Origin of the sequence: Streptomyces himalayensis subsp. himalayensis (assembly GCF_013778455.1) — a bacterium.
Taxonomy (GTDB): domain Bacteria; phylum Actinomycetota; class Actinomycetes; order Streptomycetales; family Streptomycetaceae; genus Streptomyces; species Streptomyces himalayensis.
The window spans coordinates 1-17,875 of sequence record NZ_JACEHE010000057.1 but is presented as its reverse complement, the minus strand read 5'-3'; the positions used below and the strand labels follow the sequence as shown (position 1 = coordinate 17,875).

Here is a 17,875-nt window from a genome sequence, read left to right as displayed (position 1 = left end):
GTGTACCGGGTGTAAGACCGTCACGGCCACATCGGCCGGGGTCCCTGAGTGAAGGCCGACGCCATCTGCCAGGCGTCGAACCGCTCCAGGCTCACGTCGCCGTCGGCACCGATACCGACGCCGACGGCCTCCTCGGGGCGCGTGGGGTAGATGCGGGCGGTGAGGGGGCGCCCGCCCGCGAAGATCTCCAGGGCTGAGTGGTCGACGAGGACGCGCAGGTCGACCCGGCCGTCGGCGTCCAACGGAACTTCGCCGTACCTGGGTTCGATGTCGACCGACGGGTCGAGGCTGCTGGACTCACGGTGCAGACGGAGGATGCCGCCCGCTCCGTCGTGCGCTCTACTCACCTCCACGACCGTGCGCTCCGCGCCGTCCGGTGTCTCGCGGACCACGAGCCGGGCAGTCGCTCCGGGGGCCAGGCGCAGGGTCGTCTCGATGTCCAGCTGGTCCCCGCGCACGGCGTGCAGCCGGGTGTAGGGGTCGGTCAGCGGGCCCGCCGCCACCTCGACGCGCTCCCGCCGCAGCTGGGTCAGTTCCGGCACCGGGGCCTGGTTCAGGCGGCCGTCCGCGCCAAGCGTGACGACCCTCGGGAGGGACATCACACCGCACCAGCCGGCCTGCGCGTTCGCCTCGTCCGTCCGGCCCTCCTGGAGCCAGCCGAACATGATGCGGCGGCCGTGCTCGTCGCGGGTGGACTGGGGGGCGTAGAAGTAGCGCCCGCCGTAGTCGAGGCGGTGGAGGGCGGTCGGGGTGAAGGTGTCGCCCTCGTAGCGGCCGGTCCAGTACAGGGGGTGGTGGGTGGTGCCCTGGTCCCAGGCGGAGAAGACCAGCACATCCGTCTCTTCGAGACCGAACAGGTCGACGCACTCCCACATCGTGCCGGTCCAGTCGAGTTCGCCACGGTTCTGCCAGGCGTCACCGGTCAGCAGGCGGCCGACGTACCGCCAGCTACGCAGGTCGTCCGATTCGTACAGGAAGGCCGTTCCGCCGACGCCCCGGATGCCGGAGCCCACCAGCTGCCGCCACACCTGGCCCTCCCGCCACACGCAGTGGTCGCGGAAAGCAGTGATGTCGACGCCCTCGGGCGGGGCGGTGATGACCGGGTTGGCCTGGTCCTTGGTCCAGTAGCGCAGGTCGGCGGATCCCGTGGCCACGCATGGCAGTTCGCGGTCCCCGTGGCGGCCGGAGTAGACGAGCGTGGGCACTCCCCCGTCGTCGACGAGGACTCCGGACCAGCAGCCGTCGCGGTCAGGGCCGTCGGTGCCGGGGACGAGAGCGATCGGTTCGTCGGTCCAGTGGACGAGGTCGGTGCTGGTTGCGTGGCCCCAGTGGATGCGGTCGTGGGCGGGGGCGAGCGGGTTGTACTGGTAGAAGAGGTGGTAGACGCCTTTCCAGTGGGTCAGCCCGTTGGGGTCGTTGAGCCAGCCGCCGGGCGAGGTGAAGTGGAAGCGGGGGCGGTGGGGGTCGCGGTGGGCGCGCTCGGCCAGCCCCTCGGCGACGGGAGTGCCGGAGGGGAGAGTGAGGTCGTGGGTCATGCGGCGGTGTTCTCCGCTTTCTCAGTGGCGTCGGTGTCGTCTGTGGCCTCGCCGTCCGGCCGGTCGGTGGCCTTGAGCACGCGGCGGGCGATGTCGGAGGCCGGTGCGCGCAGGTGGCAGCGCACCCAGTGGGGCTGTCCCTCGTCCTCGCCGACGATGTGGCGGACGGGTTCGGTGCGGCTGCACGTGCCGTCGTCGCCGTAGGGGCAGGCCGTGGGGTTGAGGATCGCCTCGCGCAGCCGGGCGCGCTCGACCGGGTCGTAGCTCCCGGCCCGTTCGGGGTCGGGTACGGCGGACAGCAGCAGCCGGGTGTAGGGGTGGGCGGGGGCGTCCATGACGGCCAGCGCGTCGCCGCCCTCGACGAGTTCGCCGGCGAACATGACCATCGTGGTGTCCGCGAGGTAGCGCGCGGAGCCCAGGTCGTGCGTGATGTAGAGCATGGCGATGTCCCGCTCGTCGCGCAGGCGCCGCATCAGGTTGAGCACACCGACGCGCACGGAGACGTCCAGCATCGACGTCGGTTCGTCGGCGAGGATCAGCCAGGGCTCGACGGCGAGGGCGCGGGCGATGGCGACGCGCTGTCGCTGGCCGCCGGAGAGCTCGTGCGGATAGGACTGCAGCATGTCCTCGGTCAGGCCGACCGTCGCCATCAGCTCGCACAGCGCCTCGCGGGTGGCGGGGTGGCCGTGCAGGACGAGAGCCCGGATGAGGAAGTGCTCGATGCGGTGGACGGGGTTGAGCGAGCCGAAGGGGTCCTGGAACACCATCTGGACCTTGCGGCGGTACGCCCGTGACGCTCCGCGCCGCTCGGTGCGCAGGACGTCCTCGCCGTCGAGCAGCACCTGTCCGGCGGAGGGCTGTTCGAGGCGGGCGAGGCAGCGGGCGATGGTGGACTTGCCGCTGCCGGACTCGCCGACCAGGGCGGTGATCCGGCCGGCCGGCAGGTCGAAGGACACGTCGTCGACGGCACGGACGCGGCGCCGTGAGAAGACGGTTCCGACCTGGAAGTCCTTGGTCAGACCACGTACGGACAGCAGAGGTTCGGTCATCGGGGGCCTCCTTCGGGACTGCGGGCCACCCAGCGGCCGGGCGCGACCTCGCGCAGGTCGGGGATGTTCATGGAGCAGTCCGAGCGGTCCTCGGGACAACGGACGTGGAAGCCGCAGCTGTCGGCGGTACGCGGGGCGTCGAAGAGGCCGGTGAGCTCGCGGCGCGGGCCGGTCAGCGGCGGGAAGGCGTTCATCAGCGCCTCGGTGTACGGGTGGAGCGGCCTGATGAACAGGTCCTTGGCGTCGGCGAGTTCGACGATCCGTCCGCCGTACATCACGCCCATGCGGTCCGACAGTTCGACCATCAGGGACATGTCGTGGGTGATGAAGAGGATGGAGAAGCCCAGCTCCCGCTGGAGGTCGCGGATCTGCGCCATGATCTCCTGCTGCACGACCACGTCGAGTGCGGTGGTCGGCTCATCCATGATCAGCAGCCGGGGGCGGAGCGCGACGGCCATGGCGATGACCACGCGCTGGCGCATACCGCCGGAGAGCTGGTGCGGGTATGCCTTCAGCCGACCCGGGTCGATGCCCACCAGCTCCAGCAGCTCACCCGCCCGCTCCCGCGCGGCCCGCTTCTTCAGCTTCTCGTGCGTGGTGAAGATGTCGACGATCTGCTCGCCGATGGTGAGGACGGGGTTGAGCGAGTTCATCGCCGACTGGAAGACCATCGCGATCTGCCGCCACCGGAAGGCACGCAGCTCCCGCTCGTCCAGGGCGAGGACGTCCCCGCCCTGGAAGCGGATGCTGCCCGCGGTGATCTCCGCCGGGGGCTTCAGCAGCCGCATCACCGCGTTGGCGATGGTCGACTTGCCGCAGCCGGACTCACCGGCGAGACCGAAGACCTCTCCGGCGCCGATGGAGAAGGAGACGTCGTCGGCGCCGACGACGGTGCGTCCGTCGCCTCGGTATTCGACACGCAGGCCGCTCACCTCAAGTACGGGTTGCATGGCTCAGCCCCTCCTCTCACGGCGGGCACGGCGGTTGCGCAGCCTCGGGTTGGTGATCTCGTCGACCGCGTAGTTGACCAGAGCGAGCGCGAAGGCGACGAGGGCGATGCACAGTCCGGAGGGGGCGAAGGCCCACCAGGCACCGGTCATCAACGCGCCGTCGTTGCTGGCCCAGTACAGGTTGGTGCCCCAGCTGACGACGCTGCTGTCGCCGAGGCCGAGGAACTCCAGGCCGGCCTGGGCGCCGATGCCGAAGATCACGCAGCCGAGCAGCGTGGTCATCACCACGGACGCCATGTTGGGCAGGATCTCGCGGAACATGATCCGCAGCGGACGCTCCCCCGTGACGACGGCCGCGGCCACGAAGTCCTTGCCCCGGATCGACTTGGCCTGCGCGCGCAGTACCCGGGCGGAGCCCGCCCAGCCGGTCACGACGAGCACCAGGATCACGGTGGAGGTCCCGGGCGGCAGGAACGCGGCCAGGATGATGAGCAGCGGCAGCCCGGGCAACAGCAGGAAGACGTTGGTGACCAGGGTCAGTGCGTCGTCGACGACGCGGCCGAAGTACGCGGACGCGAGGCCGACGACGATGGCGACGCCGGTCGCCGCGAGCCCCACTGTGAACCCGACGAAGAGGGAGCTGCGCGCCCCCCACAGGGTCAGGGCGAGCACGTCCTGTCCCTTGGCGGTCGTACCGAGCCAGTGTGCGGCCGAAGGGGCCTGGCTGCCCGTGGAGTTGATGAGTGACGGGTCACCCGGGGCGAGGACGGGCGCGAGCAGGGCAAGCAGCGCGAAAAGGGCGAGCAGCGTCAGCCCCGCCAACGCCTTCTTGCTGTCGATGAGTTGGCGCAGCAGCCCGCGCCGGCGGGACGTGCGCGCGGGCACTGTCGGCGTGGTGGCCGTCGCGATCTCGATGGCGGTCATGTCGGCAACCCCCTTCAGCGGACGCGGACGCGCGGGTCGAGGCGGACGTAGACGAGGTCGACGAGGAAGTTCGCGAGCAGCACCGCCGCCGTGATCGTCAGGAAGATGCCCTGCATCAGCGGGTAGTCCAGGCCCTGGACGGCCATCAGCAGCTGGTAGCCGATGCCGGGGTAGGCGAACACGACCTCGGTGAGCAGCGCGCCGCCGACGACGAAGCCGAGCGCCATGCCGAAGTTGGTGACGGAGGGCAGCAGCGCGTTGCGGGCGGCGTAGCGGAACATGATCCGCGAGGGGCTGAGCCCCTTCGCCTCGGCCATCGTGATGTAGTCCTCCGCCGCCGTCGCGATCATGGTGTTGCGCATGCCGAGCATCCAGCCGCCGATGGAGACCAGCACCATGGTCAGCGCGGGCAGCACCAGGTGGGTGGCGGCGTTGGCGAGGAACTCGCCGTTGAAGCCGGGGGTCAGTCCGACGTCGTACGCGTGCCGCAGCGGGAACCAGCCCAGGCTCACCCCGAACAGGTACAGCGCGCCCATCGCCAGCCAGAAGTACGGGAACGAGCCGACGAAGATCAGCAGGGGCGGGAAGGCGGAGTCGAGGACGCCGCCGCGCCGCCAGGCGGCGACGATGCCGAGCAGATTGCCGACGACGGCGGCGATGACGAGCGCGACACCGCCGAGCAGCAGGGTCCAGCCGATCTGCGAGCCGATCACCTCGGAGACCGGGGTCGGGAAGCGGGTGATGGAGATGCCGAGGTCGCCGGTGAAGACGCTCTTGACGTAAGAGACGTACTGCTCCCAGAGGGGGCGGTCGTCCAGGCCGAAGAGTGTTCGCAGCTGGGCTATCTGGTCGGGCTGCATCGTGCCCTGGGCCTGCGCGAACATCCGGGAGACCGGGTCGCCCGGCATGAAGCGCGGGAGAACGAAGTTCAGGGTGATGGAGGCCCAGAAGGCGAGCAGATAGAACCCCAGATTGCGCAGGATCAGACGCACGGGTCGTGCTCCCTGTCAGTGGGGGATGAACGGTGATGCGGTCAGCGGGGGCGGCCGTCCGGGGAGGAGGGCGGCCGCCCGGTCCGCGCGGGCGACGTCAGCCCTTGACGGGCTTCAGCGACGTGAGCACGAGGATCGTGCTGCTGTTGCGGTTGCCGAGGGTGGCGTACGGGTTCTTCTCGGTGGGCCAGCCGGTGAAGCGGGTGTCCGTGTACGCGCCCCACTCGGGGCCGGTGAACAGCGGGACGACGGGCGCGTCCTTGTCGTACAGCTCCTGCAGGCCGTCGATCTGCTCGGCTTGCTCACTCTCGTCCGCGGCGGCGGCGAAAGCGTCGATGAGCTTGTCGGCCTTCTTGTCCCCGAAACGGTGGTAGTTCTCGGTGGCCTTCTCACCGACGGGCTTGACCATGACGGTCGACATCACACCGCGGAAGTACTCGTACGGGGTGGCGCCGTTGTTGCTCCACACGATGCCGGAGTCGAAGGTGCCCTGCTCGTACGAGCTGACCACCGCCCCCCAGTCGGGCGTCTTCACGGTGGCGGTGATGCCGACCTTCGCGAGGTTCTGCTTGATGATGTTCGCGACCGAGATCCAGTCGGACGAGGCGGAGCCGACGGAGATGTCGAGCGTGAACGGCTTGCCGTTCTTCAGCGTCCGCTTGCCGCCGCTCTCCTTGTAGCCGGCCGCGTCGAGGGCCTTGGCCGCCGCGTCGGTGTCGTACGTCGTCCAGGCGCAGGACGCGGCGAGATCCTTGTCGCGCCACTTGTCGTACGTGCGGGCCAGGCCAGTGCAGTCAGCCGGTTCGGCGTAGCCGTTCATCGCGACCTTGGTGATCTGGTCGCGGTCGATCGCCATGCTGAGCGCCTTGCGCACAGCCGGGTCGTTGAAGGGGGCCTTCGTGGTGTTCAGCTGCCAGTTGATCATGGCACCGGCGGGCGGGAACCAGTAGTGGTTGTGCTTCTTGTCCTTCGCGACGAAGGACTTCTCGATGTCCGGGATGAACGACTGCGTCCAGTCCACCTCACCGTTGGTGAAGGCGACGTTGGCGCTGTCGTTGCCGGAGAAGGCGAGCATCCGGATGCCGGCGATCTGCTGCTTGGCGGGCTGCCAGTAGTCGGGGTTCCTGCCCAGCTCGTACGACTGGGCCTGGAACCTCTCCAGCTTCGTGTACGGGCCGGTGCCGACCGGGTTCGGGTTGGTGAACTTCGCCGGGTCCTTCACCTTGGACCAGACGTGCTTCGGCATGATCGACTGTCCGGCGATCTCGAAGAAGCCGGGCGAGAAGGGCTTGTTGAAGGAGAACTTCACCGTGTGGGCGTCGGCCGCGGTGACCTTGTCGAGGTACTCCAGGCCGCCGAGCACCTTCTTGCGCAGCTGGAAGGTGTAGACGACGTCGTCGGCGGTGAGCGGCTTGCCGTCCGACCACTTGACGCCCTCGCGCAGCGTGAAGGTGAGGGACTTGCCGTCCTTGGCCTGCTCCCACTTGGTGGCCAGCCACGGCGTGTCCTTGGCATCCGCCATGCTGTGCACGACCAGCGGCTCGTAGACAGCCTCCTTGGTCATCGGGGCTGCCTGCGGGGAGAGCGGGTTGAAGTTGCGCGTGAACGTCGCCAGGTCCTCGCGCGGGATGGTGAGCAGCTGGTTGCCGGAGGTGTCACCGGCGCCGGAGGAGCCAGCGCCGCCGCCCGTACAGGCGGACAGGACGAGGGCTGCAGCGGCGGTCGCGGTGACGGCTCTCAGAACGGCCCGTGGCCGCCGCGAAGGTATGCGGGAGGGTGCCATAATGGAGACTCTTTTCCTCTCTTCAACACACAGGACGAAGACGGGATGGGATTACTCGGCGGACTGATTCGCGGTCAGACCGACGAGCGTTCGAGCAGCGGGCAGTCGATCGTCACCCGGTGGGTGTCGAGCGGCTGCCCCGCTGCGAGAGCGGCGAGCATGTCGACGCCCTTGGTGCCCATGGCCTCGAAGGGCAGGGCGAGCGTCGTCAGCTTCGGCCGCAGATAGGCGGCGATGAGTTCCTGGTTGTCGAACCCCACCACGGCCACGTCGTGCGGGATGCGCAGCCCACGTTCCTTGATCGCGTCGTACGCTCCCATCGCCATCCGGTCGTTGCCGCAGAACAGCGCGGTCGGCCGGTCGGCGGCCGGACGGTCCAGCAGTTCGCAGGCGGCGGTGTAGGCGCCGTCGGCGGTGGCCCAGCCGGGGATGACGAGGGAAGGGTCGGGGGTGATCCCCGCCTCGCGCAGGGCACGTTCGTACCCCGCGCGCCTGCCGATGGCCGCCGGGATCGCCGGGTCGAGGTTGATGAACCCGATGCCGGTGTGACCGGCGTCGAGAAGCCGGCGGGTAGCGCGGTATCCGCCCGACTCCTCGTCGGGCAGGATGCACGGCAGCTCCCCCTCCGAGTCGTAGCAGTTGACGAGCACTGTCGGCACCTCGCGTACGGCCTTCGGCAGAGTGACGGCCCGGTGCCAGGTCGTGGCGTACAGCAGCCCTTCCACCCGGTGCTCCAGCATCTGGTCGAGGGCGGCCGCCTCCTGGGCGGGGTCGCCCTCGCTCGCGGCGATCAGCAGGAACCTCCGGTCACCCCAGGCGCGGCTCTGCGCTCCCGTGATCACCTCGGCCGCGAAAGGGCCGGTCACGATCTCGGTGATCAGTCCGAACCACCCGCTGCGCTTCGCTGCCAGCGCCCGCGCCCCGGCGTTGGGCCGGTAGCCGAGCTCGTCGATCGCCCCCAGGATCCGCCGACGGGTCTCGTCGGGGATGGCGGCACCGGGCTTGTCGTTGAGGACGAAGGAGACCGTGGTCCGCGAGACGCCCGCATGGCGTGCCACATCGCTCATGGTCACGCGCTGCGTCTTGTTCGTGGCCACTTCCAGTTCCCTTCGGCCGGACGGGGGCGAGACATCGCCTCCGGTTTCGCGCTTTAATAACGCGCGTTACTTCCTTGTGGCAGGGAAGTTACGTCCGTCTTGAGCGGCATGTCAATACCTGTGCATTGGGTTGCATCAGGCCACCGGTCCCGTGGCCATCGCCGGTACGGACGCGGGACGACCCGCACCGGCCGGACCCCCGCCGCTAATGGGCGGAGATCCGTTGACACACGCACGTCGGTTGGCATGTGCAGGCAATCGGTTGACATGCGCAGGCAATCAGCGGGTAAAGAACGCTTTCTAGCGTCGGGGCGAGCCGTCGGCAACGGATCAACCGACTAAGGATGCGTGACGCCTTGAGAATCGCCCACCGCACCACCGCCCTGCTGCTCGCCCTCGCCGCCGCGGTGGGTGCGACCGTCACCGGCGCCAGCGCCGAACCCGGCGCCGGAAAAGACGTCCCCGACGTCGCCGTCATCGGAACCGGCGGCACCATTTCCGGGGTCAGCACCAACCGGGTGTCCTTCCAGGACTACCGCTCCGGCCAGCTGGCCATCTCGAAGATGGTCGACGAGCTGCGGCCGGAGGTCGACGGCCTCGCCGACGTCACCACCGAGCAGTTCGGCAACAAGGGCTCCGGCTCGTACACGATCGCCGACTACCGCCGCCTGACCGCTTCCGTCGACGCGGCGCTGAAGAAGAACGACGCGGTGGTGGTCACCACCGGCACCGACACGATGGAGGAATTCGCGTACTGGCTCGACCTGACCGTGCGCAGCGACAAACCCGTCGTCCTGACCGGCTCCATGCGTCCGTGGACGGTCATCGGCACCGACGCACCGGCGAACCTCTACAACGCGATCAAACTCGCCGCGAGCCGCAAGACCACCTGCTACGGCACGGTCGTCATGCTCAACGACCAGATCCAGGCCGCCCGCGAGGTCCGCAAGACGAACGCGCTGCGCATGGACACCTTCGACAGCGGCCCGACGGGCGAACTCGGCGTCATCGACCAGGACAACATCCGCCTCCACCGGGCACCGGCACGCGTCCAGAAGTGCGGCAGGAGCAGCTGGGACACGCCCTTCGACCTGGACACGATAGACGACGGCCCGCTGCCGAAGGTCGAGATCGCGTACTCGTACCAGGACGCCGGCGGTGAGGCGATCACCGCCTTCGCGGGCGGCGGCGCGGACGGCATCGTGACCGCGGGCACGGGGGCGGGCGGCATCTCGCCCGCCATGTCCGCGGCCCGCACGGAGGCGGTCAAGAAGGGCGTGCTGTTCGCGTCGACGACCCGCACGGGATCGGGCGCGGTGTACGGCTCGTCGACGGCGACCGGCGTCATCGGCGCGGAAGACCTCACCCCGCAGAAGGCCCGTCTGCTGCTTCTGCTCTCACTGGCGGCGACGGAGGACGAGAAGCAGATCCGCGAGTGGTTCTCGACGCTGGGGACGGCTCAGTTCGTCACACGGTGATGTTGTGACACAGCGGCGCTACGGCGGCGCTGCATGTCGGCGTTGCGGCGTTGCTGGATGACGGTGTTGCTGCATGGCGGCGTTGCGGCGTTGCTGGATGACGGTGTTGCTGCATGGCGGTCTTGCGGCGTCGTGAGCGTCGTCAGGGCTTGGTCGGCGGCTCCGTATCGGCGGCGGTCAGGGCCTCGGCCGCCTTGGCCGCCGCCGCTTCCACCAGCCGTATGCCGGCGGCCATGGACGGCTGGTCGTCGCTCAGTACGGCGATGAGCAGACGGTGACCGTTGTGCTCCACGACGCCGATGGTGTTGACCACCCACAGGCCGGTCGCGCTGCGGGGCAGCCAGCCGTTCTTGAGTGCGGCGGCCGGGGCGGTGACTGCTGCGGAGGGTGCGGCGGCGGGCTCGGCGGTGGGCGAGCCGGTGGCCGTGGCGGGGGCGGGGGGAGCGGCGGAGGGGGCGTCGGCAGTTGCCGCGGTGGCGGTCGGTGTGCCGCTCGGAGTTGTGGTCGCCGGGGTCTGGGCGGCCGTGACGCCCCAGTCCTGACCTGCATGTATGTGCGTCATGAGGTCGTAAAGGTACGTCCGGGACGCACGCGACAGCGCGGAGTCGTCGCGGGTGATCGCCTCCAGCAGACGCAGCTGGTCCGCCGCCGTGGTCCGGGTCAGGCCCCACAGTCCGCCCGGGCCGGGCGTGGTGGCGGTGAGCCCCAGCCGCTCGTTGGCCTCCGCGAGGCCGGCGCCGCCGCCGATCCGTGCCCAGAGACGGCTGGCGGAGGCGTTGTCGCTGACGCGGATCATCGGTCCGGCGTCGTACCGCTCCTGCTGTGTCAGGGAGCGGCCCTCCCGCTGTGCGCGCAGCAGGAGCGCGGCGAGGATGTCGGCCTTGACGATGCTGGCGGTGGCGAACCGGTGCTCCTCCGGGGCGTATACGGCACGGAGGCCGGTGTCCGTGTCGGCGATGGCCAGCGAGAAGTGGCCGTGGGCGCTTTCGGCCACGTCTGCGAGGGCGTCGGCGAGCAGCGCGTCGGGGTCGGCGGGACGGCCGGCAGCGGCGGTACCGGCGCTCTGCGCGGCGTCGGCTGCGGCGGACGCGGGCCGGGCGGGCGCGGGCCTGGAGTGCATGGGAGGAGACACTCCCACGGGCAGCGGGGCGGCGACGACCATGGCCGTGGACATCGGTCGCGCGGCGCCGCTCGCTGCCTGTCGCGCGACCGGGGCCGTGCCCGTCGCGCACGTGTCGCCCAGCACGAGGGCCGCGAGCGCGGCGCACCACAGGCCCCACCATGGCGCCCGCGTCCACCAGACCGTTCCTCGGAATCCGTTCACGGTACAGAGGAAAGCCTCGGCATGTTTCGCCAGGATGATGGATACGGTGCGGTTCACGAAACATGCGGGCCGGTCCGTGTGCGCCTCCGCCACCGCCACGTGCGGCGATGCCTCCGGAGGCGGCCCAGCTCCCCCAGCTCCCCAGCTCCCCCAGCTCCCGGCTACGGATCGGGGCCTGTACCACCGGCTCCCAGGAGACCCGTCAGAGCACCGACCGGATCCAGGTCCGGGGTGCCTCTCGGCCACCAGTCGTCGCGGCCGGGCTCGGACTCGTACGCGTACCAGAGGCCGTCGCGGCCGAGGCGCAGCTGGACATGGCCCTGGGGGTGGGTGAGGTGGTTGTGCCAGGGGCGGAAGGGCGGGAAGTCGGCGGCCAGGAGCGCCGGGCGTGCGCGGTCGAAGCGGCCCGCGGGCGGATCCCAGTACTCCTCGAGAACGGCGAGGCCCGCTTCGCCGCCCTGGCGCCAGGCGGCGACCGCGCGGGCGAGCTCGGCCGGGGTGCGGCCGGCGGCCGTGGCGAGGGAGGCATACAGGGTGCGGCCGGTTCCGGTGAGACCGGACCCGGGCCGGGCCGCGGCGAGGCGGACGGCGTCCTGCCAAAGGGTCAGCTCAGCGACGGGGTCACGGCCGGTGACGAGCATGGCGTGTGCGCGTGCCGCCGCATCGGTGGCCAGCTGGTCGAGGGCGAACGGATCCGGACCTCCCGGGGCGGCGGGGTAGACCGGCGGCTGCTCGGGGTGCGGCGGTACGGGCAACGGGGCCGGGAGGGCAGGGAGGGTGCGCGGGGCGAGGGCGTCCCGGGCGCGTACGCCGGGGAAGCGTGGCGGGTCCTGGCGGGGGCGCGCGGCCTGCGCGGCATTGCGGCGGGCCAGCTCGTCCAGCAGCTCACGCTCGCCCCGGCCGCGCATCAGCAGCAGCACGAAGGGGTCCTCGTCGAGCAGGCGGGCGGTCTGATAGCAGAGGGCGGCGGCGTGCTTGCAGGGGTGGCCGAAGTCGGGGCAGGAGCAGTCGGGTTCGAGATCCCCGGGGCCCGGCAGCAGGTCCACTCCGCAGTCGGCGAGCGAGTGCGGCATGTCCTTCTCCAGCAGCGCGGCGATACGTCCGGGACGCTCGGCGGCCGCGTCCAGGAAACGGTCCCATTCCTCGTCGGAGAGAACACGCAGGGCGATGCGGGTGCGGTACGGGCGGGCGCGGCTGCCCTGGACATACGCCAGGACGAGCCCCGGCGTCACGGTGATCGCGCCCACGTTGCCCTGCGCGGCATAGCGCCGACCACGGTCGAGCCGGCCCGGATCCAGCGAGAGTTCCTCCAACGCGTCGGTCCAGGCATTACCCCACCAGGTATGGGCGAAGCGGGCGTCGGGCGAGGCGAGACCGGGCGGAAGCGCGCCGAAGGTACGGCGCAGCTCGGTTCCGCTGCCTGTCCCCGCGGCGGCCGGGGCGGCGCTTGGCCGGCCACGTTCCGCGTCGCGGCTGCGGCCGCGTTCCCCGTCGCGAACGCGGTCACGTTCCCTGTCGAGGCTGCGGCCACGACGGGGAACGGGCGCCGCCGCATAGGGAACGCGCGCCGCCGCATTGCCGCGCGGCACGCGGCCGGCGGGCTCGTCAGGCCCAGGCCCGCTGGGCGGGCGAGACTCACCCGTGGCCTGGCCTGTAGCGTCCCTCTGCCCTCGGCGGGCAGCCCGAAGCGCCCTGCGGACGATGTCCGCGGGCCGAGCCTCGGACTCCGGAGGCGGCGCGTCCCCGGGCCGAGCCTCGGACTCAGAAGACAGCGCGCCCCCAGGCCCAGCCACGGACTCAGAAGACAGCGCGTCCGCAGGACGAGCCGCCTCAGCAGAGCCTGCGCGCGCCGGGTCAGTCGTGGCCGCCCCGCTGCCGTCCGTTTCCACGCGGTCGGGATCGGGCGGATGCGGATGGCGTGTCATGGCTGCCTCCGAAGGGAGACGAGGTCGGCCAGCTCCCGGTCCGTCAGGTCGGTGAGGGCCGTTTCGCCGGAGGCGAGGATCGCGTCGGCCAGGGCTCGCTTGGCTGCGAGCATGTCGGCGATGCGGTCCTCCACCGTGCCTTCGGTGATCAGACGGTGGACCTGGACGGGCTGCGTCTGCCCGATGCGGTACGCGCGGTCGGTGGCCTGCTCCTCGACCGCCGGGTTCCACCAGCGGTCGAAGTGGATCACGTGTCCCGCGCGTGTGAGGTTGAGACCGGTGCCTGCGGCCTTGAGGGAGAGGACCAGTACCGGCGTCGCTCCGCTCTGGAAGCGGTCCACCATGCGCTCACGCTCGACGATCCGTGTTCCGCCGTGCAGCAGTTCGGCCGGCACGGCACGCTCGGCGAGGTGCGCCTCGAGCAGCCGGGCCATGCCGACGTACTGCGTGAAGACGAGCGCCGAGCCGTCCTCGGCGAGGATCGTGTCCAACAGCTCGTCGAGCAGGGTGAGTTTGCCGGAGCGGCCGAGGAGCCGGGCGGCCGCACCTTCCTTCAGATACTGCGCCGGGTGGTTGCAGATCTGCTTGAGCGCGGTGAGGAGTTTCAGCACGAGGCCCCGGCGCGCCATCCCCTGCGCGTCCTCGATGGCGGCCATGGACTCGCGGACCACCGCCTCGTACAGCGAGGCCTGTTCGCGGGTGAGCGGCACCGGGTGGTCCGTCTCGGTCTTGGGCGGCAGCTCGGGCAGGATGCCCGGGTCCGACTTCTTGCGGCGCAGCAGGAAGGGCCGGACGAGCCGCGCCAGGCGCTGCACTGCCTCCTCGTCCTCGCCGCCCTCGACGACACGCGCGTGCCGGGCGCGGAACGACTTGAGCGGGCCGAGCAGCCCCGGTGTCGTCCAGTCGAGCAGCGCCCACAGCTCGGAGAGGTTGTTCTCGACGGGGGTGCCGGTCAGAGCGACCCTTGCCGGTGCGGGGATCGTGCGTAGCGCCACCGCCGTCGCCGAGTACGGGTTCTTGACGTGCTGCGCCTCGTCGGCCACGACCATGCCCCACTTCTCCTGCGCGAGCAGGGGCGCACTCGACCGCATCGTGCCGTACGTGGTGAGCACGAACCCGCCGCGGTCCGGCTCCTCCAGGGTGCGGTCCGGCCCGTGGTAGCGGCGCACGGGGACGCCCGGCGCGAAACGGGCGATCTCCCGCTGCCAGTTGCCGAGGAGCGATGCGGGGCAGACCACGAGCGTCGGCTCGTGCCGCGCCCGGCGCAGGTGCAGCGCGATCACGGTGACGGTCTTGCCGAGGCCCATGTCGTCGGCGAGGCAGCCGCCCAGACCGAGCGAGGTCATCATGTCCAGCCAGGCGAGCCCCCGGAGTTGGTAGTCGCGCAGCCGTGCCCGCAGGGCGGGCGGCGGCTCCACGGGCGCAACCCCGGCGGTGAGCCGGTCCCGCAGCGCGGCCAGCGCGCCGACCGGCACCGCCTCCACCGTCTCGCCGTCGACCTCCGCACTGCCGGTGAGCGCGACGGAGAGCGCGTCCACCGGATCGAGCAGGCCGAGTTCGCGTTTGCGGGCCTTGCGCACCATGGCCGGGTCGGCCGGCACCCACTGGTCGCGCAGCCGCACGACGGGTCGGTGGGCCTCGGCGAGCGCGTCCATCTCCGCATCCGTGAGCGGATCCCCGCCGAGCGCCAACTGCCAGCGGAACTGCAGCAGTTCCTCGGCCTCGAAGAACCCGGTGCCGTCGGTCGCGGAGCCGGGTGCGGGTCGCACCACCGCGGTGGCGGAGAGATCGTGAGCGAGGTCGCGGGGCCAGTGCACGGCGACCCCGGCGGCACCGAGCCGGGTGGCGGCGGGGCCGAGCAGGTCGTACAACTCCTCCTCGGACAGCACCAGTACGTCCGGGACGTCCTGGTCGGCGAGACGGTCGAGCGGGGACCAGATGCGGGCGGCGCGGCGCAGGGCGAGCGCCGCGTCGACACGCGCGCGCGGCCCGAACGACGCCTCTCCCCCACCCGACCACAGCGCCGCCGCGTCGATGACGAGCGTCGGGTCGGCGAGGCTGTGCACCTGGACGACGGCGGCCCCGGCGCTGCGGACGCCGTCTGTCGAGTCGAAGAGGTCGTACGCGGACAAGTCGAGGCGGAGCGAGATCCGTACGCCCGCGTCCATCCCGGCGGCGACTTCGGCCGCCCAGTCCCGCGCCCCGGGGAGCGGCTGCGGCTCGCGCGCGGCGAAGGGCGCGCCGGTGGCGTACGGCGCGGCCGGGGTACGCGGCAGGGTGTCGGCGACCGCGTCCAGGAAGGCCCGCACCAGCGCCTCCGGGTCGGGCAGGTGCAAAGGGCCCCGGTCCGGGAGCGGGGTGGCGTGGCCCTCGCACGGCAGGGCGGCGGCGATGGCGCGCAGATGCGCGATGTCGTTCGCCTCGAGTGGGCCGGCGCGCCAGGCGTCGTACCCGCCGGGGCTGAGGCCGGGCAGCAGGCGGCCGCGTGCGACGAGCCGCAGCGCGTGCAGGGCGGCGGCGCCCCAGCAGGCCGTGGCCGGATGAGCGGCCGGATCGTGCCGGGCACGCACGAGCAGCGGCAAGGCGTCGGCGAGCGGAAGCAGCAGCGCGGGGGCGGGGACCCTGCGGACACCGTGACTACCGTGCCGCCGGACGACGGTCAGCTCCGTGACCTCACCGAGCTCCGGACGGACACCCGACCCCGCAGGCGCCCCGAGCTCCGGACGGACACCCAACCCCGCAGGCGCCCCGAGCTCCGGACGGACACCCAATCCCGCAGGCGCCCCGAGCTCCGGACGGACACCCGACCCCGTAAGCGCCCCGAGCTCCGGACCGACAGCGCGCTCCCTAACGTCACCCGTCGGCAGTGGCCCGCCGCGCTCCGGGTCCCAGAAAGCCACCCGGCCCTCGCGCGGCACCTGCGACGGCAGGAAGATCGCGGCAAGCCGCACGGACACGGCCTCGTCCGCAGCAGTGCGCGCACCCACGCTTCCTCCCTCCGTCGCACAAGCCGGATCACTCGTCTTCGACTCTAACGACGGGCACTGACAGCAGCGGGGTACAGCGGGCGGCGGTCACACAGGCCGGCCTGTCCTCGCCCCCGGAGAACACCGAGGGGCGAGGACGGGGCCGCGCGCGTCACATCGGGTCACTTGTACGTGACGCCCGATGCGCTGTAGCGGCAGTGCGTGCCGTCCGGGCCGCTGCCCAGCCCGCTCGGCTCGTCACCGCTGTTGTTGCCCTTGAAGCGCTCGCAGACGGTGATCTCCTTGCTGCTGTCACCCACGATCGTCACGCCGGAGAGGATGGCCGTGTCCCCGTAGTTGGCGTTGATGCCGACCACCACGCCGCCGGGGCTGGTCGCCTTGACGTTGCTGATGACGACGTGGCGCTGGTACTGCGTCGAGCAGTTGCCGCACGAGCGGTAGAGCTTGCCGAAGTCCTCGACCTGGAAGTTCTTGATGGTCAGCGTTCCCGCGCCGTTGTGCTGGAGGACCTTGTCGTCCGCCTTCCTCGCGCCGCCGCCGACGACGAGGTACGTGGCCGAGGGGGACTTGCCCTGGAAGGTGGCCGCGTCCTCGCCGACGTCCTCCCACCAGACGTTCTGCAGGGTGCAGCTGCCCAGGCAGTGCACGCCGTCGGCGGCCGGGGCGCCGAGGACGACGTTCTTCAGGGTGGCTCCGTCGGCGAGCTCGAAGATCGGGCCCTGGTCCTCGTCCTGGCCGCTGCTGCCGAGGTCACCGGAGCCGTAGAAGCGCTTCAGGCCGCCGTCGTAGGTACCGGACACCTCGATGGTGGCGGTCACAGCCTTCTGGGCGGTGGGGGTGGGCCATGCGCCGAGGGCCGTGTCGGAGGGCGCGGCGGTCGACGTCTTGGACGCCGTGGCCGAGGCGGACGCGGAGGCGGTACGGCTCGCCGAGGCCGAGGCGGAAGCGGAGGCGGAGGCGGACGCGGAAGCCGCGGCGGAAGGGGACGCGGACGAGGTGGGAGAGGCGGACGGGGACGCGCCGGTCGTCGCCTTCAGCGTCCAGCTCTTGCTGATCGCGTTGTCGCACGAGTTCTGCTTCGCGAGCCCTGCGCCGGTGTTCAGGCACTTGTCGCTGGCCGCGTTGACCAGGTGATAGGCGTCCCCGGCCCGGGCCGGCTTCCACACCTGCGAGGCCCCGCCGTTGCAGGTCTGCTGCTGCACCGCCTTGCCCGCGGACGTCGATGCGCCCTTGACTCCCGCGCACAGCCCGCTGTGCGCGGCCTTCACCGTGAACCCGTCACCGGACGCGGTCAGCCGCCACATCTGCTCGGCCGCGCCGTCGTCGCACGCCGCCGTGCCCAACTGCACACCGCTCGCCGTGGCGCCCGACGGTAACCTCCAGGCACCCGTCATCGGCGGCGTTCACCAGCCTGTACGTACCCGCGCCCGGCCCGGACGCCGAAGCCGACATCAGGACACCGCCGGTGACCGCTGCGCCGGTCAGGGCGGTCCCCAGCACGCCGATCAGCAGGGTCCGGCGACGCCTCGTCTTTCTGCGGCGCCGGGTGCGCGGGGTTGCTCCAGTGCTCACGCAGGTGACTTTCGTTCGAGGGTCGGGAGGTCATCTCGACCCTCAGTCGCCACCGTCGCAGTGAAGGTTGCCGCTCTGATGAAAGGTTTTTCCGCCTGGCCCCCTCAGACCGGTCGGTCTAAGAGGTGCTCACAAAATGGGAGTCCGATCAGCTCGAGGCGCCTGGTGCGTGCGATCGCAAGGCGCCGGAAGACCCTCGTAGCGGAGCTACTAGGGTGTTTCGGCAACGCGGCGAGCGTGCGTGCCAGGCGCCTCGAGC

The 17,875-nt window shown here is 71.2% G+C and carries 11 protein-coding genes and 2 pseudogenes; 1 reads left to right on the top strand and 12 read right to left on the bottom strand.

Going from position 1 to position 17,875, the window contains the following annotated elements; genetic code table 11:
• Window positions 1-20: 20 nt before the first annotated feature.
• The 7 genes from H1D24_RS40410 to H1D24_RS40380 all read right to left on the bottom strand — a co-directional run bounded on the left by H1D24_RS40410 (window position 21) and on the right by H1D24_RS40380 (window position 8,330).
• Entirely contained in the window at window positions 21-1,535 is a 1,515-nt protein-coding gene (locus H1D24_RS40410; protein ID WP_181662755.1) for a glycoside hydrolase family 32 protein, read from the bottom strand.
• A complete protein-coding gene (locus tag H1D24_RS40405; RefSeq protein WP_181662754.1) occupies window positions 1,532-2,584 on the bottom strand; it encodes an ATP-binding cassette domain-containing protein in 1,053 nt (350 codons plus the stop codon). The genes H1D24_RS40410 and H1D24_RS40405 overlap by 4 nt, the downstream gene beginning before the upstream one ends.
• A complete protein-coding gene (locus tag H1D24_RS40400) occupies window positions 2,581-3,534 on the bottom strand; it encodes an ABC transporter ATP-binding protein (RefSeq protein WP_181662753.1) in 954 nt (317 codons plus the stop codon). The genes H1D24_RS40405 and H1D24_RS40400 overlap by 4 nt, the downstream gene beginning before the upstream one ends.
• Before the next feature lie 3 nt (window positions 3,535-3,537).
• On the bottom strand, window positions 3,538-4,458 hold the full coding sequence (locus H1D24_RS40395; RefSeq protein ID WP_181662752.1) for an ABC transporter permease: 921 nt from the start codon (window positions 4,456-4,458) through the stop codon (window positions 3,538-3,540).
• 14 nt (window positions 4,459-4,472) lie between these two features.
• Window positions 4,473-5,450: an ABC transporter permease gene (locus H1D24_RS40390; RefSeq protein WP_181662751.1), complete on the bottom strand. Its 978-nt coding sequence runs from the start codon at window positions 5,448-5,450 to the stop codon at window positions 4,473-4,475.
• Between the two features lie 97 nt (window positions 5,451-5,547).
• The gene (locus tag H1D24_RS40385; RefSeq protein WP_181662750.1) at window positions 5,548-7,233 is read right to left on the bottom strand and encodes an ABC transporter substrate-binding protein; all 1,686 of its coding nucleotides are present in this window, start codon (window positions 7,231-7,233) and stop codon (window positions 5,548-5,550) included.
• 74 nt (window positions 7,234-7,307) lie between these two features.
• On the bottom strand, window positions 7,308-8,330 hold the full coding sequence (locus H1D24_RS40380) for a LacI family DNA-binding transcriptional regulator (protein ID WP_309484630.1): 1,023 nt from the start codon (window positions 8,328-8,330) through the stop codon (window positions 7,308-7,310).
• Window positions 8,331-8,686: 356 nt separating this feature from the next.
• Between H1D24_RS40380 and H1D24_RS40375 the strand changes: the two genes are divergently transcribed.
• Window positions 8,687-9,808, top strand: coding sequence for an asparaginase (locus tag H1D24_RS40375; RefSeq protein WP_258564724.1), 1,122 nt, complete (start codon window positions 8,687-8,689; stop codon window positions 9,806-9,808).
• A 142-nt stretch (window positions 9,809-9,950) separates the two neighbouring features.
• Here H1D24_RS40375 and H1D24_RS40370 read toward each other — a convergent pair whose 3' ends face one another.
• The 5 genes and pseudogenes from H1D24_RS40370 to H1D24_RS43395 all read right to left on the bottom strand — a co-directional run.
• Window positions 9,951-11,132, bottom strand: coding sequence for a serine hydrolase (locus H1D24_RS40370; protein ID WP_181662763.1), 1,182 nt, complete (start codon window positions 11,130-11,132; stop codon window positions 9,951-9,953).
• A 161-nt stretch (window positions 11,133-11,293) separates the two neighbouring features.
• A pseudogene (locus H1D24_RS40365) lies at window positions 11,294-13,006 on the bottom strand (SWIM zinc finger family protein); the annotation flags it as partial.
• A gap of 47 nt (window positions 13,007-13,053) precedes the next feature.
• Complete coding sequence (locus H1D24_RS40360; protein WP_309484629.1) at window positions 13,054-16,044, bottom strand: SCO1167/SCO6262 family helicase; 2,991 nt, start codon at window positions 16,042-16,044, stop codon at window positions 13,054-13,056.
• Window positions 16,045-16,205: 161 nt separating this feature from the next.
• Window positions 16,206-17,081, bottom strand: a complete 876-nt coding sequence (locus tag H1D24_RS43400) for a pectate lyase (RefSeq protein WP_374064764.1) — start codon at window positions 17,079-17,081, stop codon at window positions 16,206-16,208.
• A pseudogene (locus H1D24_RS43395) lies at window positions 17,082-17,438 on the bottom strand (RICIN domain-containing protein); the annotation flags it as partial.
• Between the last annotated feature and the right edge of the window lie 437 nt (window positions 17,439-17,875).